Below are 21,928 nucleotides of genomic sequence, written 5' to 3'. Positions count from 1 at the left end.
ATAAACCGGCGATTTACACATGATCGGCCCCCTGTTGCACTTTTTGCACCTGTTGCACCTGTTGCACCTGCTGCCTCGTGCTGCGGCGCACCAGCTTCGACAGTCTCAACGCATTGCCGACGACGACCAAGGAGCTGGCGGACATGCCGATTGCTGCCGTTTCGTAAAGGGCAGGGCGATAAACCGGCGATTTACACATGATCGGCCCCCTGTTGCACTTTTTGCACCTGTTGCTCCTGTTGCTCCTGTTGCTCCTGTTGCCTCGTGCTGCGGCGCACCAGCTTCGACAGTCTCAACGCATTGCCGACGACGACCAGGGAGCTGGCGGACATGCCGATTGCTGCCGTTTCGTAAAGGGCAGGGCGATAAACCGGCGATTTACACATGATCGGCCCCCTGTTGCACTTTTTGCACCTGTTGCACCTGTTGCACCTGTTGCACCTGCTGCCTCGTGCTGCGGCGTACCAGCTTCGACAGTCTTAACGCATTGCCGACCACCACCAGGGAGCTGGCGGACATGCCAATTGCCGCCATGTAAGGGGCAATAAACCCGGCTGCGGCGAGCGGCAGTGCCAGCAGGTTGTACAACAGGGCCCAGCCCAGGTTCTCGCGGATGATCGCACGGCATTTGCGCGCCAGCAGCAGTGCGTCCACCAGGCGGCCGAGGCTGCCGGTCAGCAGGACCGCGTCCGCGCAGGTTTTTGCCAGGTCCGTGGCGCTGCCCATCGCGACCGACGTCTGGGCACCGGCCAGTACCGGAATATCGTTGATACCGTCGCCGACCATCAGCAGCTGGGCGCCGTCGGACTGCAACTGACGGATATGGGCCAGCTTCTGCTCCGGCGTCATGCCGGCATGCACGCTGTCGATGCCGAGCTGTCGGGCGACATGCTGTGCCGCCGGCGAGCTGTCGCCGGTCAGCATCTGCACCTCCAGGCCCAGGGCGCGCAGGGCCCGGACGCTGTCGCGCGCATCGCGACGCAACTGATCGTCGAGTCCGAACCAGGCGATCGGACCCGTCTCGCCGCAGAGCAGCAGCCAGTGACCATGCTGGTCGGGCTCCGGGGGCGCGTTGTCGTGCGGGCAGAGCGCAGCGGCGAATGCCGGTTTGCCGATGCGGTAGCGACGGCCGCCGATGCGCCCTTCGAGCCCCTGGCCGAGGTGGGATTCCAGTTCGTCGGCGGCGGCGGCGGTCGCGAATGGCCGGAAGGCACGGGCGATCGGGTGCTCGGAATGGGCTTCGAGGGCGGCGGCCAGTCGCAGCGCCTCGTCACGGGGGCCTTCAAGTGTCACGACCTCCTGCAGGCTGAGGTTGCCTTCGGTCAGGGTGCCGGTCTTGTCGAATACGATATGGGTGGCTCTGGCGAGATTCTCCAGCACATGCCCCCGTGTGATCAGCAGGCCGTTCTGGCGCAGGGTGCCGGTGGCGGCCGTGAGCGCCGTCGGCGTGGCCAGCGACAGGGCGCAGGGGCAGGTGACGACCAGTACCGAAAGGGTCACCCAGAAGGCGTGTCCGGGTTCGATCTGCCACCAGATCAGACTGACGCCGGTCGCCGTCGCCAGTACCGCCGCAACGAAATAGCGGGCGACCCGATCGGCAATGCGGGCGCTGGAGGGTTTTTCGGCCTGGGCGCGATCGAGCAACCTGACGATGGCGGAGAGCTGGGTGTCGCCACCGGTCTGGCTGATCTCGATCTCGATCGGATTTTCGACGTTGAGGGTGCCGCCAACCACCGCTTCGCCTTCGCGGTGACGAACGGGCAGATATTCGCCGGTCAGCGCCGACTCGTCGATCGACGAATGGCCGCGGCGGATAATGCCGTCGGCCGGGATGCTGTGGCCGGGCTTGACCAGGACCCGGTCGCCCCGTTCCAGCTCGGTTGCCGGGACCAGCCGCTCCTCGCCGTCGACGAGCTTGAGCGCGCTGGTGGGCAGCAGGTTGAGCAGCGCGTTGCCGGCCCGGCCGGTGCGGTGTCGCGCCTGCATCTCGAGGTAGCGTCCGATCAGCAGGAAGAAGGTGAACATGCAGACCGAGTCGAAATACACCTCTCCGCTGCGGGTCAGTGTCGCCCAGACGCTGGCGCAATAGGCACCGAGTACGGCAATGGATACCGGCACATCCATGCTCAGGCTGCGGCTGCGCAGGTCACGCAGAGCGGCGGTATAGAAGGGGCGTGCGGCATAGAGCGCGACCGGGGTCGCGATCACCAGGCTGGCCCAGCGGATGAAGGTGACAAAACGCTCCTCCATACCCTGCATGGCGCCGGCGTAGAGGGCGATCGCATACATCATCACCTGCATCATGCCGACGCCGGCGACGCCCAGTCGGCGGATGGCGCGCTTCTTCTCCTGCTCGAGGAGCTGCTCTTCGCGGTCAGGGTGATAGGGGTGTCCCTGGTAGCCGATTCGGTAAATGGCGGCGAGCAGCTGGCTCAGCGACGTTGAAGAGGCATCCCAGACCAGCCGCATGCGATGGCTGCTCAGGTTCACCGAGACCTGCTGTACGCCCGGCTGGCGTTCGAGGTGGTGGTCCAGCAGCCAGGCGCAGGCGGCGCAGGTGATGCCTTCTATGACAAGGCTGGCTTCACGCAGATCGTCGTCGCGGACATGTACGAAGTCCTTTTGCACGCTCGGCTGATCGTAGAGCGCCAGCTCCTGGCGAATCGCCTCGGGCAGGTCGCGGCCGGGAATGTCCGGTGCGCTCGAGACCCCCGTGCGATGGCGGTAGTAGCTGTCGAGTCCGCTCTCGACAATGGTCTGCGCAACCGCCTGGCAGCCCGGACAGCACATGGCCCTGGGTTTGCCGTCGATCAGGGTGACGAAGTCGCTGCCCGGAGGAATCGCCAGGCCACAATGATAACAGCCGGACCGGTCACCGGCTGCGGCATCCCGGGTCGTCATTTCGCGGGCGACAGCTCGATTGTCAGCGGGTCATAGGGGGCAGGACCTCGGCGCGCAGCGTCCATTCCTGATCGAGTGGCTGGATGACCAGGTAGCGCTTGGCGCTTCCGAGCTGCGACTGCAGGTTGCCGCTGTAGCGATTGCTGCCGTCCAGGCGGCGTAGTCGGACCTTCTGGTCGTATTTCTTGTGGGTGGGATGAATGATATCCATTTCCAGTTCGGCAAGATCGTCCGACAGGGTGCCGTTAAGCGTCAGACCGATGTCGCCGGTCACCTCATCGATCAGCAGGCTGCCCGCCAGATCCAGTGCGCGGGCCCGTTCGGACCGGCTGTTGTCGATCTCGAGCCCCCGGGCCACCTTGTAGTAGTCGTCCTTGACCACACCATCGGCGGATACGATGGACAGGTACAGGAAAGTGGTGCCATAGATCATCGATGCGATGACCGGGGCGAGGATGAACCACAGCCAGGGCTGCTTGTACCAGGGGGCGATGGCGGGGCTATCTTGTTTCATTGGACTGCTCTTAACGGTGGGTTGCGCACTGCGTCAGGACGATCGGGGGCTTTGCACCTGGTGCATCGCCGACCCACCCTGCGTTCAGGACGCTATTGTAAGGGATAAGCGGCAAGCTACAAACTCCCGGCTGCAAGCGGCTGGGCGTTTGTAGTCTGTGTCTCTCCTAGGAGCCTGTCTGGCTTAGCCGAGCGTAGCGAGGGAAAGTCCGTTTTGAGTCAGTTTTTGAGCGATTTTGCGGCGAATAGTGGTTCTATTTAACAAGAAAGCGCTCAAAAAATGGCCAAAATCGGCTTTTCCGCAGTAGATCAGTGTTAAGTCCGACAGGCTCCTAGCGTCCCGGTGCCGGACCGATAAAGCGGCTTTCGGCTTCGAGGCCGATGTCGCTGCCATCGATCGTCTCGACCCTGAAGTGGATCTCGACATTGGGACGGGGCATCAGCTTCGGATCGATCTGCAGGCGCAGCGGGAGGTCGATCAGCTGTCCGGCAGGGATGTCGAGCTCCGAGGTCGTCACCAGTTCGACGCCGTCGAGACCCCGAACGCTGATGCTGTAGCGATGAGCCTGCTGCCCCTTGTTGGCCAGCTTCAGGGTGTAGCTGTTCTCGATCCAGCCGTCGGGGGTGCGGGTAAACAGCTGCCCGCGGTCGCGCAGCACATCGACTTCCAGCGGGACCCGGCTGGCGAGGGTGTAGCCAAAGGCTGCGACCATGACGCAGAGCACCGCAAAATAGCCGATCAGACGCGGCCGCAGGATCTTGGTCCTGTTGCCCTCGAGAGAGTGCTCGGTGGTGTAGCGGATGAGGCCGCGAGGATAGCCCATGCGGTCCATGATGTCGTCGCAGGCATCGACGCAGGCGCCGCAGGCCACGCACTCGTACTGCAGGCCGTCGCGGATGTCGATGCCCACCGGGCAGACGTGGACGCAGTTGCCGCAGTCAATGCAGTCGCCCAGGCCCCGGGCCTTGTAGTCGGCGCCTTTCTTGCGGCTGCCGCGCTGTTCGCCGCGTTTCTCGTCATAGGAGATCACCAGGGTGTCCTGGTCGAACATCACGCTTTGAAAGCGGGCGTAGGGGCACATGTAGATGCACACCTGTTCCCGCAGCCAGCCGGCATTGCCATAGGTCGCCACCGCGAAGAAACCCAGCCACCAGGTTTCCCAGGGCCGAGATTCCAGGCCAGGATGTCGGGTATGAGTTCGCGGATCGGGCTGAAATAGCCGACGAAGGCGATCGCAGTGGCGATGGCAATCAGCAGCCAGAGTGCGTGTTTGGCCGCCTTGCGGGCGATCTTGTCGCGGCTCCAGGGAGCCTTGTCCAGCTTCATGCGCTTGTTGCGGTCGCCTTCGGTAATGCGCTCGGCCCAGATAAAGAACCAGGTCCAGACGAACTGGGGGCAGGCATAGCCGCACCACATGCGGCCGGCGAAGACGGTGACGAAGAACAGCAGAAAGGCCAGGATGATCAGGAGCCAGGACAGCAGCATGAAGTCCTGCGGCCAGAAGGTCTGGCCGAAAATGTGAAACTGGCGGTTGGGCAGATCGAACAGCACCGCCTGGCGGCCGTCCCACTGCAGCCAGGAAAAGCCGAAGAACATCGCCAGCATCAGGAAGCCGGCGGCGGTGCGCAGGTTTTTGAACAGTCCCTTGTAGTACTTGACGTAGATATGTTCGCGCTTGGCATAGAGGTCGTAGGTCTCGACCTGGCCGCTGCCCTGTTTCGGCTTGGGGGATACATCTTTGACGGGTATCTGATTCATGCCCATGCTCACCGTTACTGTTGCACGGCCCAAAAGACCGCAGACTGCTGTATTAGTTTCGTTGCATATTGTAAAAACGAAACAAAAAAGGCGATATGACCTGAATCATATCGCCTAGGGGTTGGGGCTGGCCAGCCGATCAGTTCTGCGACAGGCTGTAGACGTAGGCCGCGATCAGGTGGATCTTGTCGTCGCTGAGCAGATCCTTGTGAGCCGGCATCACGCCGGCGCGGCCGTTGCGGATGCTGTGAGCGACCTGCTCGAAGCTGCCGCCGTAGAGCCAGGTATCGTCGGTCAGGTTCGGCGCGCCCAGGGCCTGGGTGCCCTTGGCATCCTGGCCGTGGCAGGCGGTGCACAGGGCCTGGAACTGGCTTTCGCCGCGTGCTGCGGACTCGCTGTCGACTTCGCGTCCGCTCAGGCTCAGCACATAGCTGGCGACATCGCGCACACCTTCTTCACCCAGCACTGCGCCCCAGGGCGGCATGCCGCCGTTGCGGCCATTGCTGATGGTCTGCTTGATGGTGTCCGGTGCGCCGCCGTACAGCCAGTCGTCGTCGGTCAAATTCGGGAAGCCGTAGGCGCCGGTACCGGCGCTGCCGTGGCAAACCGAACAGTTGTTGGCGAACATGCGCTGGCCCATCTGCAGGCCGGTGCTGTTCTCCGGCTGCTGCAGGTCTTCGACCGACAGTGCCGCATACTTGGCGAATACCGGCTTGTAGACCTCCTCGGCGTGCTGCATCTCCTCTTCCCACTGACCGTGGGACGACCAGCCCAGCAGGCCCTGGAAGTTGCCCAGGCCCGGGTACAGCGCCAGGTAGACCAGGCCGAACACGATGGTGGCGACGAACAGCTGGAACCACCAGCGGGGCAGCGGGTTGTCGAACTCGGCAATACCGTCGTATTCGTGGCCGACGGTTTCGTCGGTCGACTCCTTGTAGGTCTCGCTCTTGCGAGTCTGGAACAGCAACCAGGTGCAGCCCAAAATGACTGCGAGGGTAATCACGGTTACCCATGCGCTCCAAAAAGCACTCATTTTTCCTTTCTCCCGTTATCGGCCTTGTCGCCGGTGGCCTTCTCCTCATCCTCGAAGGGAAGGTTTGCTGCATCATCAAACTTCTTCTTGTTCTTCGGGTGCAGGACCCAGGCGAACAGGGCGATGAAGGTGATAAGCATGATCACCGGCAGATAGGGGCCGTACACTTCGTAGCTCAAGGGTATTTACCGCTTGTTGGTGTATTCGGAATGGGTTTTTCCGAGCGCCTGAAGGTAGGTCACCAGGGCGTCGATCTCGTACTTGCCGTTTACCTGATCCGCAGCTTCTGCGATCTGCTCGTCGGTGTAGGGCACGCCCATCCTGCGCATGACTTCCATCTTCTTGGCGGTGTCGGCACCGCTCACGCGGTTCTCGAACAGCCAGGGGTAGGACGGCATCTTCGATTCCGGTACTACGTCACGCGGGTTGTAGAGGTGCGCGCGGTGCCAGTCGTCGGAGTAACGGCCGCCGACGCGGTCCAGGTCCGGACCGGTACGCTTGGAACCCCAGAGGAACGGGTGCTCCCAGACGTCTTCGTTGGCGGTGGAGTAGTGACCGTAGCGCTCGGTCTCGGCGCGGAACGGGCGGATCATCTGGGTGTGGCAGACGTGGCAGCCTTCACGGATATAGATGTCGCGGCCTTCCAGCTCCAGCGCCGAATAGGGGCGCATGCCCTCGATCGGCTGGGTGGTGGAAGAGTGGAAGAACAGCGGCACGATTTCCGCCAGGCCACCGCCACTGATCACGATAATGATCAGCAGCACCATCAGGCCGATATTCTTTTCAATCGTTTCGTGTTTGATCATCTCAAAAAGCTCCTATCGGCCTCAGGCTGCCTGGGCGGCTGCATCAGCGACCGGTGCCCGGCTGCCCTTGCGGACGGTCTGCCAGGTGTTGAATGCCATCAGCAGCATGCCGGTCAGGAAGAAGGCGCCGCCCATCCAGCGGACGAAGTAACCCGGGTGGCTGGCAGCCAGGGCTTCGACGAAGCTGTAGGTCAGGGTGCCGTCTTCGTTGACCGCACGCCACATCAGACCCTGCAGAATGCCGTTGACCCACATTGCGCAGATGTAGAGCACGGTGCCGATGGTGGCGAGCCAGAAGTGGGCGTTGATCAGGCCGACAGAGTACATCTGGGTCTTGCCCCAGAGGCGCGGGATCATGTGGTAGATGGCGCCGATGGAGATCATCGCCACCCAGCCCAGGGCTCCGGCGTGAACGTGTCCTACGGTCCAGTCGGTGTCGTGGGACAGTGCATTGACGGTCTTGATCGACATCATCGGGCCTTCGAAAGTCGACATACCGTAGAAGGACAGTGATACCACCAGGAAGCGCAGGATCGGGTCGGTGCGCAGCTTGTGCCAGGCGCCGGACAGGGTCATCATGCCGTTGATCATGCCGCCCCAGGACGGTGCCAGCAGGATCAGGGACATCACCATGGCCACGGACTGGGTCCAGTCGGGCAGTGCGGAGTAGTGCAGGTGGTGGCCGCCGGCCCAGATGTAGGTGGCGATCAGGGCCCAGAAGTGGACGATCGAGAGGCGGTAGGAGTAGATCGGACGCTCGGCCTGCTTCGGTACGAAGTAGTACATCATGCCGAGGAAGCCGGCCGTCAGGAAGAAGCCGACGGCGTTATGGCCGTACCACCACTGCACCATCGCATCGACCGTACCCGGATAGATGGAGTAGGACTTGAATGCCGAGACGGGGATGACCAGGCTGTTGACGATATGCAGCACCGCGACGGTGATGATGAACGCCATGTAGAACCAGTTGCCCACATAGATGTGGGAGGTCTTGCGCAGCTTCACGGTGCCCAGGAAAACAATGCCGTAGGCGATCCAGACCAGCGCGATCAGGATATCGATCGGCCATTCCAGTTCGGCATATTCCTTGGACGACGTCAGGCCCATCGGCAGCGTAATGGCCGCTGCGACAATAACGGCCTGCCAGCCCCAGAAGGTGAAGGAGGCAAGCGCGTCGGAGAACAGCCGTACCTGACAGGTACGCTGAACGACGTAGTAGGAAGTTGCAAAAAGTGCACAACCACCGAATGCGAAAATAACCGCATTGGTGTGCAGCGGACGGATACGTCCGTAGGTCAGCCAGGGTGTATCGAAGTTCAGCGCAGGCCAGACCAGCTGGGCTGCGATCAGGACACCAACGGCCATACCGACGATGCCCCATACCACCGTCATGATGGCGAACTGGCGAACCACCCTGTAGTTGTACGTCGGGTGTTCAGTTGCTGTGCTCATGTCAGGCTCTCATCAACAAGCTAATGAAATTGGGAAAGTGCGTTCCGGCGGCAATTATCTGGGAACACTCCTGTGTTTTCAATGAGCTGTGTGTACCGGATGCGGTACTTTGTCGCACCCGCGCAGATAGTGAGCGTTTTTACGCCGATAAAATGATCTGCGATCACTTGTTGATCAACCCTTTGAAAAGTAAAGGGAAAAATTTCGAAATAATCATTATCCGACACTTTTTGCAGTCGTTGGGGCGGCATTTTCAAGACTTTGGTACGGTGTGATCATACCTTGGTCGAAAAACCAAAAGCGCCTTTGCTTGATTTAGGTCAAGGGCGCAAAATGCGCGCATCGAAGTCTTTATCGGGAGGAATCAACGCCGTGCAGCTAATTAACGGACAGCCGGAAAGGGGGCGCATTCTGTTTGCCCACGGTGCCGGTGCGCCGATGGACTCGCCTTTTATGGAAGTGGTCGCCGAGGGGCTGGCGCGCCAGGGGTTCGAAGTGGTCCGTTTCGAATTCCCCTACATGCAGGTGCGGCGCGAGGATGGGCGTCGCCGCCCGCCCAACCCGATGCCGAGGCTGCAGCAGGCATTTATGGAGCAGGTCATCGCGCTCGACGACGGCACGCCGCTGTGGCTCGCGGGCAAGTCGATGGGCGGGCGCGTCGCGACCCTGATTGTCGAACAGACGCAGGCGCGGGGGCGCTGGTATTCGGGTATCCCTTTTACCCCGCGGGGCGCTTCGACCGGCCGCGCATCGAGCATCTGCAGTCCATGACCCGTCCGGTGCATATTTTTCAGGGCACCCGGGATCCGATGGGCAATCGGGAACGGGTGCAGGGTTACGCGCTGTCGCCGGCGGTGCATCTTCACTGGCTCGAGGACGGCGATCACGACCTGAAGCCGCGCAAAAGCTCGGGTCTGACCCAGCATCAGCATTTGAGTACGATATTTGCGATGGTGGCGCGGCTCTGACTCGGCTGGCTATCAAGGTGACGCGTAACGCGTCACCCGTCACCTTTCTCTCAATGTTCGAGGATCGTGATCTTCTCCTCGGTCAGCAGCATCGGGCCGATGGCCGCCATCATTTCCAAGCGTTCCGGCGATCGCGCCCAGCGTTGCCAGTCTTCCACGGTGCGGTAAGTCGCCAGAATGACGCGGTGGTCGGGATCGTCGACATTGTGCAGCGCCTCGCCGGAAATGAAGCCGTGGGCCTGCATCGCTTTGGTGAGAGTGGCGCGGGCGGCTTTTTCGTAATGTTCGACCAGTCCGTCTGCTACGTGGCGCTCGATCAAGACGCGAATCATCGGTAACACTCCTGTGTTCTACTGCCTACCTGTCTAATCGTAACCGGAATGTCGCCAAGCGCAACCGCGCAGTGCCTTTCTCTGGCCGGTCTTATTTGCGACAATGGCCCTGTCATGGGGACTTGTGCCTGGGTCCCCCGGGAACAAGTGGAAATGAGATGGCGAATATCAAACCCGATCATGTGATGGATGCCTGCGGGCTCTTCTGTCCGGAGCCCGTGATGCTGTTGCATAACAGGGTCAGGGAAATCGCGCCCGGCGAAACGCTGCAGGTGCTCGCAACCGATCCGTCCACGCAACGGGACATTCCGAAATTCTGTACCTTTCTCGGGCATGAACTGCTGTCCCAGGAGGTCGAGTCGGACCAGTTCAGATATCTGATACGAAAGGGAGCCGGTTGATCTTGGCCACCATGGAAGTCAAAACCGTAATCGAGGAAACCGAGCAGTTGCTCGGCGAGCTCGACAGCTTACTCGAAGCGCGCGAACGGGGGCGCGAACGACAATCAATGCAACAGTCCGAGAACAGCAAAGTGAACGAAGCGGCAAACAGCGGTAACAGCAAACCCAAATCGAAAAACCGCGCCGCCAATCTGGCTGCCGTACAGCTGCTGATGGATACCTATCCCAAGACGTTCAGTCGCCATCAGGTACGGCCGCTGAAGATCGGTATCCAGGAGGATCTGCTGGCCGACGACAAGGTCTCCAAGAACAAGATCAAGCGGGCGCTGGCGTCCTATGTGCGCAGCCTCGCCTACTACCGGAGCCTGCAGGCCGGCGCAGCCCGCATCGATCTCCAGGGCCAACCGGCCGGTCAGGTGACCGAGGAGGAGGCGGAGCATGCGAAGGGCAAGCTCAAGGAACTCAACAAGCAGCGTCGCGAACGCGAAAAACAGAAACAGAAAGAGCAGCGCGAGCAGGAGAAGAGCGAACGTCTCAATAACAAGCTCGAGCAGCTGGTGAATCTCAACAAGCGTTGATCGCTGCACCGCAGGGTGGAATGACCGCCAGGGATGGCGGAAATCCTGAGTTTGCAGGAGCAAAACTCAGGGGAGTCTGCCGGCTCATTCCACCCTGCGGATTCAGCTGAGGGCCTTCGGTGCGCCGTACAGATATCCCTGGGCGCCATCGATCTTGAGCTGTTGCAGCTGGTCGCGCTGGCTGTCGCGCTCGATGCGCTCGGCGTAGGCACGGATGTCGAGGCTGTGGGCGACGCTGATCAGGCTGCTGACGAAAAACTGGTCCTGGGCGTTGCTGTCGATATCCTGCAGCAGTGAGCCATCGATCTTGATGTAGTCCGGTTGCAGCCGGTACAGATAGCCGAAACCGCTGGGGTGGACGCCGAAGTTGTCGACCCCGAACAGGCAGTCGAGACTGCGCAGTGCGGCGCGCAGTTTCTCGATGCCGGCCAGGTTGTTCAGAACCGAAGATTCGTTTATCTCGATGCCGAAACGCCCGGGCTGGGCGAAGCTGCCCAGCCGTTCCAGCAGCCAGTCGTGGAAACTCTCGTCCCGGACCGCATCGTTCGACAGATTGATCGCGATCGTGGGGGGCTGCGGATGGGACTGCAGGTGGCTCAGTACATGATTCACCACCGCCCGATCCATGTTCACCATTAGGCCCAGTTCCCGAACCACGCTGATAAAGTCGCCGGCGCTGCAGGGAGCATTGTCACGGTTGAGGATGCGGGCGAACACTTCCTGCTGCAGCGCCTGCCGATCGGCGCCGATGACCGGCTGGGCCTGCAGGAAGATCTGCTCATTGCCGATGGCGCTGGCCACATGCTGGTGCCAGCTTTCATCGACGATCTCGCCCCCGGCTTGAAGTACTGGTGCTCGCGCTTGCGTTCCTTCGCGGCAGTCTCCAGGGCAAGGCGGCCGTTGGACAGCAACTCGCTTGAACTGCTCTTGTCCGAACCGTGTGCAATGCCGATCTGTACCGGTGCCGGTCGTGGCGTGGCGTCCTGGGCCAGCTGTCGGTAATGCTCATCGAAGCCGGCGAGCAGACCGTTCACCAGGCGCTGCAGGGCGTCAGCGGGTCGACGTTCGATCAGCAGCACGAAATCGGCACCGCTCAGACGGCCGATGATGGGGTGGGCCGCACCCGCGGCGATGTCGGCAAGCCGTTCGGCAACCAGGCGGATAAAGTTGTTGGTTTTCTCCTGCCCCAGGCGCTGGTTGAGTTCCTGTAGTCCATCGATATGGACATAGAACAGGGTGCCGGGACCAAAGTCTTCGCGGTGGTCGAGGTGTTCACCGAGCTGGGCCCGGGTGGCGCGGGCATTGGGCAACCCGGTGAGCTCATCCTGATAGGCGCTGCGACGCAGTTCCTCGATGTTCTTGCTCTGCTCCTCGAACATCTGATGCACCTGTTTCACCATCTGGTTCATCGCCAGCACCACCCGGCGCAGCTCCCGTGTGGCCGGAATCGACGGTTGCTCGATATACTGCTTGTGGCTGAGCGCCATGGCCTGCTGCTCGACGCCCTTGAGCGGCTTCAGGATCACCCGCAGCAGCAGCATGATGGCAAGGCTCGCCACGAGTGACAGCAGCACGAACCACACCAGCATCTCCTTGGCTGTACGCCAGTAGGCCTGATAGGCGTAGCCCGGATGCCCCTGTACATAGATCGAGCCGACCTTGTTCCAGTTGAAGGTGACCTCCCGCGTCATCGAGGGGGGATCGAGTTTCACGAGGTCGACGAACCACTGCGGCACCGACTGGTCGATCACCGCCTCGGTCGATTTGCTGAACAGCCGTTCCCGGTTCGCGGTGACGACATCGATCTGGCGGTAAAAGCCGCTGTCGAAGATCGCATTGACCGTGGTTTCGACCGTGGCCTGGTCATGACTGGCGATATAGGGTGCCAGGTAGAGTCCCAGGTGCGTCGCGGTATCGAGGGCATGGGACTCGAGCTGATTCATCAGCATGCGCTTGGAGCTGTCCGAGACGATATACAGCGTAACGGAGGCAAGTCCGAACAGTACCGCGAGTACAGCGGCGATCAACTGGTTCACGAGGGACATGAAGGTTTCCTTTCTCTGCCTGGCATTTCTATTGTCCTATCCTTGATTGTACCTGCACCCAGGGCTTGAGCCGGTCCGAGGCGCCGACGAGATCCGCGCGCCGGCCCTTTTTCGACAGCCAGAGGTTGTCGCCATTGAAGCTGTATACGTGCTGCAGGTCGCGACGCTGATCGGCGGTGCTGATATCGGGGGTCAGGTTGTCGAGCACCAGTGGAATGCGGTCCGGCGCCTCGTAGTAGGTCAGTACCATGTGCGCCTGGTTGAGTTCCAGTGCCTTGACGTAGGCGATGCTCATCTTCTCGATCGGAACGCCCAGCTCCCTCAGGGTGTAGTACTTGGCGATCGAGAAATCTTCGCAGTCGCCGCCGTTGCTGACCAGAAACTCCACCGGCGTGGCCCAGTAGTCGTTCTTTTTCCAGTGACGAATATCGTCGACGAAGCGGACCTGGTTGAAAAAAGGTTGACCTCGCGCAGCTTGGTCATCTCGTCGGCGTCGGCCAGGTCCACGAGCAGTTGCTGCCAGGCGGTCAGCCGGCGCCTGGCTGGCTCGCCGTAGGTGCGGGCCAGCTCATTGATCTGCTGCTGGCTGAGGCGAATGCCGTGGTTGTCGGCGAGCAGCCCGACGCTGATGCCCGCCAGGACCAGCAGCAGTGTCAGAAACAGCGAAACCCGGGTCTGTAGCCCGGGTTTTGATGGTTCCCTGTGCGCGGCTGGCTGCGAAGGCACTCGTGGCGTCCTCTTCCCTGATAGCCCTATAGTGGATCAAGCCGGGCCGGCGCTCAAGGGGCGGGAGGCGATGCCGGTGTTGCCCGCTCGGCGGGACTATCGAGGCGGGCGCGGTCATGTCCGCGCTCAAGTTCGATCGCAGGTCCCCTGGGCACGATGCCGGTCGGATTGATGCTCCGGTGGCTGGCATAGTAGTGGTGCTTGATATGGCGGAAATCGGTGGTCTCGGCAATACCCGGCAACTGATAGAGTTCGCGCAGGTAATTGGACAGGTTGGGATAGTCGGCGATGCGGCGCAGATTGGCCTTGAAGTGGCCATGGTAGACCGGATCGAAGCGCACCAGGGTGGTGAACAGACGCCAGTCGGCCTCGGTCAGGCGGTCGCCGGCCAGGTAGCGCTGGCGGCTCAGGCGCGCCTCGACCTCGTCGAGTGCCTCGAACAGCGCCTCGAAGGCTTCCTCGTAGGCCTCCTGAGTGGTGGCGAAGCCACAACGGTAGACGCCGTTGTTGATGCTGGCGTAAACCTGCTCGTTGATGCTGTCGATGTCGCGGCGCAGGGCCTTGGGGTAAAGGTCGGGCCCCTGGTTCTGCAGACCGGCGAAAGCGCTGTTGAAGATCCGCAGGATATCGGCCGACTCGTTGTTGACGATCGTGGCCTCCTTTCGGTCCCAGAGTACCGGCACCGTGACCCGGCCGCTGTAGTCCGGCCTGGCGCGGGTATACAGCTGATGATGGTAGCGGCTGCCGTAGAGCGGGTCGCCGAGGGCGTATCGAGGATGTTTGAAGGCAGGATCCTGGCGGTACTCCCAGCCATTTTTCAGCATCAGCGGATGCACGCTGCTGATGCTGACGATCTTGTCCAGACCTTTCAGCCGGTGGGCGATCAGGGTGCGATGGGCCCAGGGGCAGGCGAGCGAGACATAGAGGTGATAGCGTCCGGCTTCGGCGCGGAAGGGGCCTTCGCCGATGCGGTTGCGAAAAAGCGACTGGTCGCGTTCGAAACGTCCTCCGTGGCTGCTGGTGTCGTACCACTGATCGTGCCATTGCCCATTCACCAGTAATCCCATCGTTGCTGCCTCCCGCGTTGAGTTGACGAAAAGCCCCTGCACAGGGGCTCTGTTCAGTTGGTCACCCGGACGTCAGATCCGTTCGATCTCGTCGAGCGCCTTCTCGATGGCCGCCTCTTTCTGATCCTGCATGCTCATGCCTTCCGCCTGGATCAGCTCGACATCGTCGATGCCGATAAAGCCCAGGAAGGTTTTCAGGTAGGGGGCGACGAAGTCGCGGGGCGTGCCGGCGTGGATGCCACCGGCCGCGGCAACGATATAGGCCTTTTTGTTTTCGACCAGGCCTACCGGGCCGGTTTCGGTGTACTTGAACGTGATGCCGGCGCGGGCGATATGGTCAAGATAGGCCTTCAGGGTCGAGGGTACGCCGAAGTTGTACATCGGGGCGCCGATCACCAGGACGTCGGCGGCCAGCAGCTCGGCGATCAGTTCGTCCGACAGCGCAACCGCCTGCTGCTGTTCGGCCGTGCGTTGATCGGCCGGCGAGAAGAAGGCGCCGAGCGTTGCTTCGTTCAGGTGCGGCAGCGGCTTGCCGGCCAGGTCGCGGGTGCTGACATCGAGTGCATTGTCGCGGCCAAGGCGCTCGAGCAGCTTGTTGGCGATAAACCGGGTGTTGGAGTTTTCGTTCAGTGCGCTTGATTGAAGAACGAGTACCTTGGTCATGCTGATGTCTCCGTTGTTGTCTCAGTGTTGGAGCCATTATGGGGTGATGGAGGCGAGTAGAAAATCGGAATAAACTCAGTTATTGGTTCAAATTAATTGAATGGTTGGAAGTTAACAGATAGGCGTTGGCAGTTCACAGCGATTGGTAGCCGGCTGTTGCTGTGAGCTGTTAACTGTCGGCTGTATTCTCAACACCCGGCATCAGTCCGCAGCGGCGCAGCACGGCCTGCCAGGCGCTGGTATGGTGGTCGCGGGCGAGAATATAGCGCTGCCAGAGGCTGTCGGGGTTCTCCCCGGCAAAGACCTGCCAGCGGTACTGCTGCATCGCCTCGGTGGCGGGCAGCTGATGCATCAGTGTCAGGTGGAGGTCGCGCCAGCGGCTGCCATCGCGGTGGACCCGGGCCAGATAGGGCTGCACGGCGCCGGCATAGTATTGGGTGAAGACATTGAGCAGGATCCGGGCGTCGGGCGTCGGCCTGTATTGCGGGCACAGCGGATAGCGCCGCTCGCGACTTTCGAGTCCGCGGGCGGTGCGCTCGAGAGTTTCGGTAAGCAGCAGCAGTGATTTCAGCCACTGGCTTCCGAAGCGGTTGCGATTGAGTGTCTGGTAGGGCTGCTCGATAACATCGAGCAGTGCCGGCAGCGGCCAGTCGGGCAGCTGTGCCAGGGCGGCCAGGTCGGTCAGCTGCTCGAGGCTGGACAGCGCGGCGAGGGCGCTGCCGTCCGGTTCAAGCGGCATGGGCGGATCGCCGCGGGAAAAATTGACCTCCATTTCGCTCGATGCATAGACGGCGTTCCAGATCGCGACCGGCAGTTCCCGCGACTTGACGCTGTAGATCGCATTGACCTGCGCCAGCAGATCCGGGTCCGGGGAGGGTGCCGAATCGAGGTCGCGGCGGCAGTCACGCAGCCGGGCGAGGAAGCGCATCTCGTAAACCAGCTGCTGAGAGGGTGCCATGACCTTGCCCAGCGAGCTGTTGCGTTCGGCAATCAGGTGCAGCAGATCGCAGTGCCGCAGCGCCAGTACCTCTACCAGTCCCTGTCGCAGGTCCGTCAGCGGCAGCGAGCGTTCCCGCCGGGCCGGAAACAGCGGCAGGCGACCGGCAACATCGAAATCCGTTTCGATCGGTTCGTCGAGGGTATTGGACACCCGCGAGGCATAGTCGTCGAGCATCTCCTCGGGGCCGGAGCCGTCGCAGCCCGCCAGCAGCAGGAGCGCGGCAGTCAGCAGTGATTCAGCAATATGCCTCTTGGCTTTCCACACGTCTAGTCATCCGATAGAGCCGGGTTCCGAGCAGCAGGGCCCCCAGTGTCAGGCCGCCGACCAGGCCGTACCAGAAGCCCCTGGCGCCCATGCCCGGCAGCAGCAGGTCGGTCATTCCCAGTACGTAACCCCCGGGCATACCGACCAGCCAGTAGGCGACAAACACCAGGATCAGCGGTACGGCGGTATCCTTGTACCCGCGCAACGCGCCGGCGGCACTTACCTGTATGGCATCGGAAAACTGAAAAAATGCCGCAATCGACAGCAGTTCCGCCGCCAGTCGAACCACTTCGGCATTGCCGGAATAGAGGCGGGCGATGGGTGTGGCCAGGATCAGCATGCTGAGGCTGGACAGGGTGGCGCACAGCAGCGCCAGAAGGATGCCGGTCGATGCGGCCAGTTGCGCCTGCCGGGGCTGGCCGGCGCCGATCAGCTGGCCAACCCGGATGGTAATGGCCAGCGCGATGCTCAGTGGCAACATGAAGGTCAGGCCGGTATAGCTCATAGTGATCTGGTGGGAAGCGATGGTGATGTCGCCCAGCGGTGCCAGCAGCAGTGCGATCAGCGTAAACATGCTGACTTCGATCAGCAGCGCCACGCCGATCGGCAAGCCCAGGCGCAGAAAACGGGCGCTGGCGCCGGCGCTCGGGCGCTGCCAGCGGCGTAAAGGCTCGGCTTCGCGCAGTGCGGGGTTGCGCAGCAGGTACAGGCTTCCGCACAGCAGCATGATCAACATTACGATCGCGGTCGCCCAGCCGCAACCGACACCGCCCAGGGCCGGCAGGCCGAACTTGCCGTAGATCAGTACATAGTTGAGCGGTATGTTGCAGATCAGCCCGAGCAGGCCGATCTTCATCACCACCCGGGTGTGCCCGAAGCCCTCGCAAAAGCTGCGGATCAACTGGTAGAGCAGGATTGCCGGCAGTCCCCAGGAGATGCCTCGCAGGTAGGCCTGGGTCAGTTCCACCAGGGGCGGGGCGACATCGAGTCGGACCAGCAGCCATTCGCAGTTGCGCACAGCGATGAACGCCAGCAGTCCCACCGCCAGACTGATCCAGAACCCCTGCTGCAGCAGGGCGCCGGCTTCGCGCGGTCGGCCGGCCCCGACCTCGCGCGCCACCATCGGCGTGGTTGCCATCAGGACGCCCGAGAGGGCAAGGAACACCGGAAGCCAGATGCCGTTGCCGAGCGACACTGCAGCCAGATCGCGGGCGCTGACGTGTCCGGCCATCAGGGTGTCGACAAAACCCATGGCGGTCTGCGACAGCTGCGCCACCATGATAGGAGCGCCCAGTTGCAACAGGGCGCGGGCTTCCGAAATCCGGGGTGAGTCTTGAAGTTCGTCAATCGCGCGCTCAGCTGCAGCTGTTGAAGAACTGGCGTGCGACCCGGCCGCTGCGCACGCCGCGACCCTGGGCGAAGCGGATCGCATCGGCATGGAGCCTGGACCGGTCGCCCTGCCAGTCGGCGAAGTAGTGATCGACGATGGCCAGGTATTCCGTCTGGTTGATCGGGTAGAACGACAGCCAGAGACCGAAGCGGTCCGATAGCGAGATCTTTTCTTCGATGGCGTCGCCGAAATGGATCTCGGTATTGTGGACTCGGGCCTGGTCGTTGTCCTGCATCCTTTCCGGCAGCAGGTGGCGCCTGTTGGAGCTGGCGTAGATCAGGACATTCTCCGGCGGCAGTTCGAGGGAGCCCTCCAGCGCCGATTTCAGCGGCTTGTAGCTGTTCTCGCCCTCCTCGAAGGAAAGGTCGTCGCAGAAAATGATGAAGTGCTGGGGCTGTTCGCGGATGCTGTCGACGATCTCGGGCAGGTCGACCAGGTCGTCCTTGTCGACCTCGATCATGCGCAGTCCCTCGTCCCGGTAGCGCTGCAGCAGGGCCTTGATCAGAGACGACTTGCCGGTGCCGCGTGAGCCCCAGAGAAGGGCGTTGTTGGCGGGTTTGCCGGCGAGGAAACGCTCGGTGTTCAGGCACAGCGCCGCTTTCTGTCGTTCAACGCCGAGCAGCTGTTCGAGCCGCACCGGGTCGATGCGCCGAATCTCCCGCAGCTGGCCGGTGCGCGCGCGCCAGACCGCAGCCAGGCAGTGGTTCCAGTCGATCTTGTGCATTCCGTTGTTCCCCGAGTGCTTGAAGGGGCCTCAGGATAAAGGGCGGGACGCGGGGCGGCAAGCAGGGGGGATTATAGGTCGAACGGGCCCGGTCACCGGGCGAATCGGGGGGGCTTGGAGTCGTTCGCCCACAGAGTGGGCTCCCACGGTACTCGGACCGCCGGAGCCCCTGGAGCTGGGCCGTTAGTCGATGCGGTTGCGGACGTAACTCCCCGGCGCCGGCTCGATCGCCTTGTGGGCGTCATTGCCGAGCAGGGTCGGTGCATCCACTTTCTTGCCCTGGCGACGCTTGAGCCATTCGGACCAGTGATTCCACCAGGAACCTTCCTGCTGGGAGGCGGTGTCGAGCCAGTGCTCGGCGCCCTTGCCCTGTTCGCCGTCGATCCAGTAATGGCGACGGTTCTTGGAAGCCGGGTTGATAACACCGGCGACATGGCCGCTGGCGCCCAGGACGAACTCGATATTGCCGCGGAAGTTCTCGGAGCCCTTGAAGGTCGCCTTCCAGGGGGCGATATGGTCTTCGACCGTGGATAGGAAGTAGACCGGAATCTTGATCTTGCGCAGATCGATCGGCTCGCCGCAGATGGAGAGGGCGTTCGGTTCGACCAGTTTGTTTTCCAGATACATGCGGTTGAGATAGTAGGTATACATCTCGGCCGGCAGGTTGGTCGAGTCGCTGTTCCAGTAAAGGATGTCGAACGGCGGCGGTGTCTGCCCCTTGAGGTAGTTGTTGACCACGTAGGACCAGATCAGGTCGTTGGAGCGCAGCATGTTGAAGGAGGTCGCGAGCTCGCGGCCGTGCAGGATGCCCTCGGTGCTGACCTTGTTCGCCAGGCGATTGATCTGCTCCTTGTCGATGAATACCCTCAGGTCGCCCGGATCGCTGAAGTCTGTAAGCGTCGTCAGGAAGGTTGCCGAGGCGACGCTGGTGTCCTTGCGCGCGGCCAGGACCGCCAGCGCCGAGGCGGCGAGGGTGCCGCCGACGCACCATGAAAGCAGATTGAGCTTCGGCTGGCCGCTGATCTCGCATACGGTTTCGATCGCCTTGATGACGCCGTCGCCGACATAGTCGTCCCAGGTGAGATGGCTCTGCTCCGGCGTCGGGTTGACCCAGGACACCAGGAAGACGGTCTGCCCCTGGTCAACGCAGTAACGCACGAAGGAGTTGTGCTCCTGCAGATCGAGAATGTAGAACTTGTTGATGCTCGGCGGCACGATCAGCAGCGGGCGTTCGGCCACTTGTTCGGTGGTCGGCTTGTACTGGATCAGCTGGAACATCGGGTTTTCGAAGACCACCGCGCCCTCGGTCGCCGCAAGGTTTTCGCCCAGCACGAAGGCCGTTTCGTCGGTCATCGAGATGTGGCCCTTGTCGATGTCGCCGAGCAGGTTCTTCAGGCCGTCGATCAGGCTCTGGCCCTTGGTCTCGAGTGCCTGCTGCAGTACCTCCGGATTGGTGACGGCGAAGTTGGTCGGCGACATGGCGTCGATATACTGCTGGGTGTAGAACTCGAGCTTCTGCTGTTCGCCGTCGGAAAGCTTGGCGTTGGAGGCCATTTCATTGAGCAGCTTGGAGGTCAGCAGGTAGGACTGCTTGATGTAGCTGAATACCGGATTCTTGGACCATTCCTCGGCCTGGAAGCGGCGATCGCCCCGCGGCGCCTCGACGACCGAAGACTCGTGCTGGCCGGTGAACAGGTTGCGCCAGAGATCGAACTGCGCCTGCTGGTAGTCGGTGATGGCCCGGATCCAGACGGTCGGATCCTCGAAGGAGCGTGTGGCAAGTTCGGTCCAGGACTGGGTGAACTGGGTAAAGATGTCGTCGCCGCCGGTCGCGGAGAACATCTCGAGGACTTTCTGTGTCTCCTGGTTCAGGTAGTCGATGAACTCCTGGGGATTCGAAAGCACGTTGCTGTTTTTATCCATCTGTACCGCCTTTTCCTGGGGCGGCTCTGAACCGCGATGGGCTGAGCCGCGAATGGGGTGCACAATGCCGGCGTGCCGGCATTGTGCATGGGCTAAAAGACTGCTGGTTGCAAGCATATCGTTCAGCTCGATGACCTGACAACCCCTAGCGTACAGCCAGGTACGTCTCGGGGGAAAGGAATGCTGCAGTTGCTCAAGCATGGGGCAGGCAGAATCATGCCCGCTGATTGTGACAAGCGGGTTGCAGCGCCTTTGCCGTCGCTTGCAGGCGTCTATAGAATCGACAGGCCCTGAAACCTGCCACTCTCTCCGGGAGACAAGATGAGACATTTCCTGCTGATGAGCACCTCGGGGTGCCATCTCTGTGACGAGGCGGTCGAGTTGATCGTCACGACACTGGATCCGGCGCTGCACAGTGTCGACGAGGTCGATATCGCCTTCGATGACAGCCTTATGGAGCGCTATGCCCTGCGTATCCCGGTGTTGCTGGACGAGGCGAGCGGCGCCGAGCTGGGCTGGCCGTTCGATCATGCGGGGCTGCGTACCTTTCTGGCGTCACTGGACGCCTGAGCCACCGTCAGGGTTGTATAGCGAAGAACTCCAGGCTGTTGCTCAGGAGGCGCTGGCGCAGGCGCGCTTCGTCCTCGCCCGTTTCCTGTGCAACGCGCCGGGCAATATGGGGCAGGTGGCAGGGCTCGTTGCGGCCCGACTTTGGCCTCGGTCGGATGTCCCGCGGCAACAGGTAGGGCGCATCCGTCTCGAGCATCAGCCGGTCGGGCGGAATGTCCCGCAGCAGCGGCTGCAGGTGGGCGCCGCGCCGCTCGTCGCAGATCCAGCCGGTGATGCCGATATGCAGGTCGAGATCGAGGTAGGCATAGAGTTCTTCCCGGGTGCCGGTAAAGCAGTGTGCGACCGCGCGGCTGAAGTGATCCCGGCAGTCGCGCAGCATCGCGATCTGGCGCTCATGGGCGTCGCGCTCGTGCAGAAACAGCGGCAGTCGCGTGTCGCAGGCCAGCTCCAGCTGGCGTTCGAAGGCCCGGATCTGCTGTTCGGGTGTCGAGAAGTTGCGGAAGAAGTCGAGGCCGGTTTCGCCGATCGCGACACAGGCCGGATCCTTTGCCAGGGCCAGCAGCTGTGACCCGGTCCCGTTGCTGTAGTCGCTGGCATGGTGAGGATGGATGCCGACGGTATGATAGAGGCGTCCGGGGCTTTCCCGGCACAGCGTCTGCGCGGCCTCGCTGGACGCAAGGCTGGTGCCGGTCAGTACCAGGCGGGTGACGCCGGCCTCGGTGGCGCGACCGAGCACCGCGTCGAGGTCGCGCTCGAAACTCTTGTCGGTCAGATTGACCCCTATGTCGATCATCGGTGGCAGCATGGTGGTCC

General features: G+C 62.0%; 25 protein-coding genes and 1 pseudogene. 4 read left to right on the top strand and 22 right to left on the bottom strand.

The genetic code is table 11. From position 1 onward, the window contains the following. Nucleotides 1-13: 13 nt before the first annotated feature. The 10 genes from ACFQDL_RS28520 to ccoN all read right to left on the bottom strand — a co-directional run bounded on the left by ACFQDL_RS28520 (nt 14) and on the right by ccoN (nt 8,464). The gene (locus ACFQDL_RS28520) at nt 14-199 is read right to left on the bottom strand and encodes a hypothetical protein (RefSeq protein WP_379912096.1); all 186 of its coding nucleotides are present in this window, start codon (nt 197-199) and stop codon (nt 14-16) included. Beyond that, the gene (locus ACFQDL_RS28515; RefSeq protein ID WP_379912094.1) at nt 192-332 is read right to left on the bottom strand and encodes a hypothetical protein; all 141 of its coding nucleotides are present in this window, start codon (nt 330-332) and stop codon (nt 192-194) included. The genes ACFQDL_RS28520 and ACFQDL_RS28515 overlap by 8 nt, the downstream gene beginning before the upstream one ends. A 46-nt stretch (nt 333-378) precedes the next feature. Continuing rightward, complete coding sequence (locus ACFQDL_RS28510; protein ID WP_379912092.1) at nt 379-2,901, bottom strand: heavy metal translocating P-type ATPase; 2,523 nt, start codon at nt 2,899-2,901, stop codon at nt 379-381. A gap of 22 nt (nt 2,902-2,923) precedes the next feature. Further along, nucleotides 2,924-3,415 carry a FixH family protein gene (locus ACFQDL_RS28505; RefSeq protein ID WP_379912090.1) on the bottom strand — a complete coding sequence of 164 codons (492 nt, stop codon included), beginning with the start codon at nt 3,413-3,415 and terminating at the stop codon, nt 2,924-2,926. 331 nt (nt 3,416-3,746) lie between these two features. Then, nucleotides 3,747-4,547 carry a cytochrome c oxidase accessory protein CcoG gene (gene ccoG, locus ACFQDL_RS28500; protein WP_379912089.1) on the bottom strand — a complete coding sequence of 267 codons (801 nt, stop codon included), beginning with the start codon at nt 4,545-4,547 and terminating at the stop codon, nt 3,747-3,749. Beyond that, nucleotides 4,466-5,173: a 4Fe-4S binding protein gene (locus tag ACFQDL_RS28495; protein ID WP_379912087.1), complete on the bottom strand. Its 708-nt coding sequence runs from the start codon at nt 5,171-5,173 to the stop codon at nt 4,466-4,468. The genes ccoG and ACFQDL_RS28495 overlap by 82 nt, the downstream gene beginning before the upstream one ends. A 139-nt stretch (nt 5,174-5,312) precedes the next feature. Next, nucleotides 5,313-6,206, bottom strand: coding sequence for a cytochrome-c oxidase, cbb3-type subunit III (gene ccoP / locus ACFQDL_RS28490; protein ID WP_379912085.1), 894 nt, complete (start codon nt 6,204-6,206; stop codon nt 5,313-5,315). Further along, entirely contained in the window at nt 6,203-6,385 is a 183-nt protein-coding gene (locus tag ACFQDL_RS28485) for a cbb3-type cytochrome oxidase subunit 3 (protein WP_379912083.1), read from the bottom strand. Before ACFQDL_RS28485 ends, ccoP begins: the two co-directional genes overlap by 4 nt. 6 nt (nt 6,386-6,391) lie before the next feature. Then, nucleotides 6,392-7,012, bottom strand: a complete 621-nt coding sequence (gene ccoO / locus ACFQDL_RS28480) for a cytochrome-c oxidase, cbb3-type subunit II (protein WP_379912081.1) — start codon at nt 7,010-7,012, stop codon at nt 6,392-6,394. A 21-nt stretch (nt 7,013-7,033) separates the two neighbouring features. Next, a complete protein-coding gene (gene ccoN / locus ACFQDL_RS28475; protein ID WP_379912079.1) occupies nt 7,034-8,464 on the bottom strand; it encodes a cytochrome-c oxidase, cbb3-type subunit I in 1,431 nt (476 codons plus the stop codon). A 333-nt stretch (nt 8,465-8,797) separates the two neighbouring features. Here ccoN and ACFQDL_RS28470 point away from each other — a divergent pair. Beyond that, nucleotides 8,798-9,432: pseudogene (locus tag ACFQDL_RS28470) on the top strand (alpha/beta family hydrolase). Nucleotides 9,433-9,482: 50 nt separating this feature from the next. Here ACFQDL_RS28470 and ACFQDL_RS28465 read toward each other — a convergent pair. Beyond that, nucleotides 9,483-9,764: an antibiotic biosynthesis monooxygenase family protein gene (locus ACFQDL_RS28465; RefSeq protein ID WP_379912077.1), complete on the bottom strand. Its 282-nt coding sequence runs from the start codon at nt 9,762-9,764 to the stop codon at nt 9,483-9,485. A 158-nt stretch (nt 9,765-9,922) separates the two neighbouring features. Between ACFQDL_RS28465 and tusA the strand changes: the two genes are divergently transcribed. Together tusA and ACFQDL_RS28455 are read left to right on the top strand one after the other, a co-directional pair. Beyond that, complete coding sequence (gene tusA / locus ACFQDL_RS28460) at nt 9,923-10,165, top strand: sulfurtransferase TusA (protein WP_379912075.1); 243 nt, start codon at nt 9,923-9,925, stop codon at nt 10,163-10,165. Nucleotides 10,166-10,176: 11 nt separating this feature from the next. Continuing rightward, on the top strand, nt 10,177-10,743 hold the full coding sequence (locus ACFQDL_RS28455) for a ProQ/FINO family protein (protein ID WP_379913419.1): 567 nt from the start codon (nt 10,177-10,179) through the stop codon (nt 10,741-10,743). 102 nt (nt 10,744-10,845) lie between these two features. Here ACFQDL_RS28455 and ACFQDL_RS28450 read toward each other — a convergent pair whose 3' ends face one another. From ACFQDL_RS28450 to ACFQDL_RS28405, 10 genes are all read right to left on the bottom strand, one after another. Beyond that, nucleotides 10,846-11,493 (bottom strand): EAL domain-containing protein, encoded by a 648-nt coding sequence (locus ACFQDL_RS28450; protein ID WP_379913417.1) that lies wholly within the window; start codon nt 11,491-11,493, stop codon nt 10,846-10,848. Next, entirely contained in the window at nt 11,379-12,788 is a 1,410-nt protein-coding gene (locus ACFQDL_RS28445; RefSeq protein WP_379912073.1) for a LapD/MoxY N-terminal periplasmic domain-containing protein, read from the bottom strand. The genes ACFQDL_RS28450 and ACFQDL_RS28445 overlap by 115 nt, the downstream gene beginning before the upstream one ends. Before the next feature lie 28 nt (nt 12,789-12,816). After that, the gene (locus tag ACFQDL_RS28440; RefSeq protein WP_379912071.1) at nt 12,817-13,176 is read right to left on the bottom strand and encodes a transglutaminase-like cysteine peptidase; all 360 of its coding nucleotides are present in this window, start codon (nt 13,174-13,176) and stop codon (nt 12,817-12,819) included. Continuing rightward, on the bottom strand, nt 13,110-13,514 hold the full coding sequence (locus tag ACFQDL_RS28435) for a hypothetical protein (RefSeq protein WP_379912069.1): 405 nt from the start codon (nt 13,512-13,514) through the stop codon (nt 13,110-13,112). Before ACFQDL_RS28435 ends, ACFQDL_RS28440 begins: the two co-directional genes overlap by 67 nt. Nucleotides 13,515-13,567: 53 nt before the next feature. Next, nucleotides 13,568-14,581 (bottom strand): glutathione S-transferase family protein, encoded by a 1,014-nt coding sequence (locus tag ACFQDL_RS28430; protein ID WP_379912067.1) that lies wholly within the window; start codon nt 14,579-14,581, stop codon nt 13,568-13,570. Between the two features lie 72 nt (nt 14,582-14,653). After that, nucleotides 14,654-15,244, bottom strand: coding sequence for an FMN-dependent NADH-azoreductase (locus ACFQDL_RS28425; protein WP_379912066.1), 591 nt, complete (start codon nt 15,242-15,244; stop codon nt 14,654-14,656). Between the two features lie 169 nt (nt 15,245-15,413). Continuing rightward, on the bottom strand, nt 15,414-16,508 hold the full coding sequence (locus ACFQDL_RS28420) for a DUF3080 family protein (protein WP_379912064.1): 1,095 nt from the start codon (nt 16,506-16,508) through the stop codon (nt 15,414-15,416). Further along, entirely contained in the window at nt 16,480-17,787 is a 1,308-nt protein-coding gene (locus ACFQDL_RS28415) for an MATE family efflux transporter (protein WP_379912062.1), read from the bottom strand. The genes ACFQDL_RS28420 and ACFQDL_RS28415 overlap by 29 nt, the downstream gene beginning before the upstream one ends. Nucleotides 17,788-17,863: 76 nt before the next feature. Then, nucleotides 17,864-18,622, bottom strand: a complete 759-nt coding sequence (locus ACFQDL_RS28410; RefSeq protein ID WP_379912060.1) for an ATP-binding protein — start codon at nt 18,620-18,622, stop codon at nt 17,864-17,866. A 183-nt stretch (nt 18,623-18,805) separates the two neighbouring features. Further along, nucleotides 18,806-20,545 carry a PHA/PHB synthase family protein gene (locus ACFQDL_RS28405; RefSeq protein ID WP_379912059.1) on the bottom strand — a complete coding sequence of 580 codons (1,740 nt, stop codon included), beginning with the start codon at nt 20,543-20,545 and terminating at the stop codon, nt 18,806-18,808. A gap of 321 nt (nt 20,546-20,866) precedes the next feature. Here ACFQDL_RS28405 and ACFQDL_RS28400 point away from each other — a divergent pair, with 321 nt between their 5' ends. Continuing rightward, entirely contained in the window at nt 20,867-21,115 is a 249-nt protein-coding gene (locus ACFQDL_RS28400; RefSeq protein WP_379912057.1) for a glutaredoxin family protein, read from the top strand. Between the two features lie 7 nt (nt 21,116-21,122). On the opposite strand, the gene ACFQDL_RS28395 is transcribed toward ACFQDL_RS28400, so the two are convergent. Continuing rightward, on the bottom strand, nt 21,123-21,920 hold the full coding sequence (locus ACFQDL_RS28395; RefSeq protein ID WP_379912055.1) for a TatD family hydrolase: 798 nt from the start codon (nt 21,918-21,920) through the stop codon (nt 21,123-21,125). Nucleotides 21,921-21,928 lie beyond the last annotated feature (8 nt).

This window comes from Marinobacterium aestuariivivens (assembly GCF_042661465.1).
In the GTDB taxonomy this organism is placed as follows: Bacteria; Pseudomonadota; Gammaproteobacteria; order Pseudomonadales; family Balneatricaceae; genus Marinobacterium_A; species Marinobacterium_A aestuariivivens.
The sequence above is the reverse complement of the archived record's forward strand: the minus strand, read 5'-3'. Positions and strand labels throughout refer to the sequence as shown.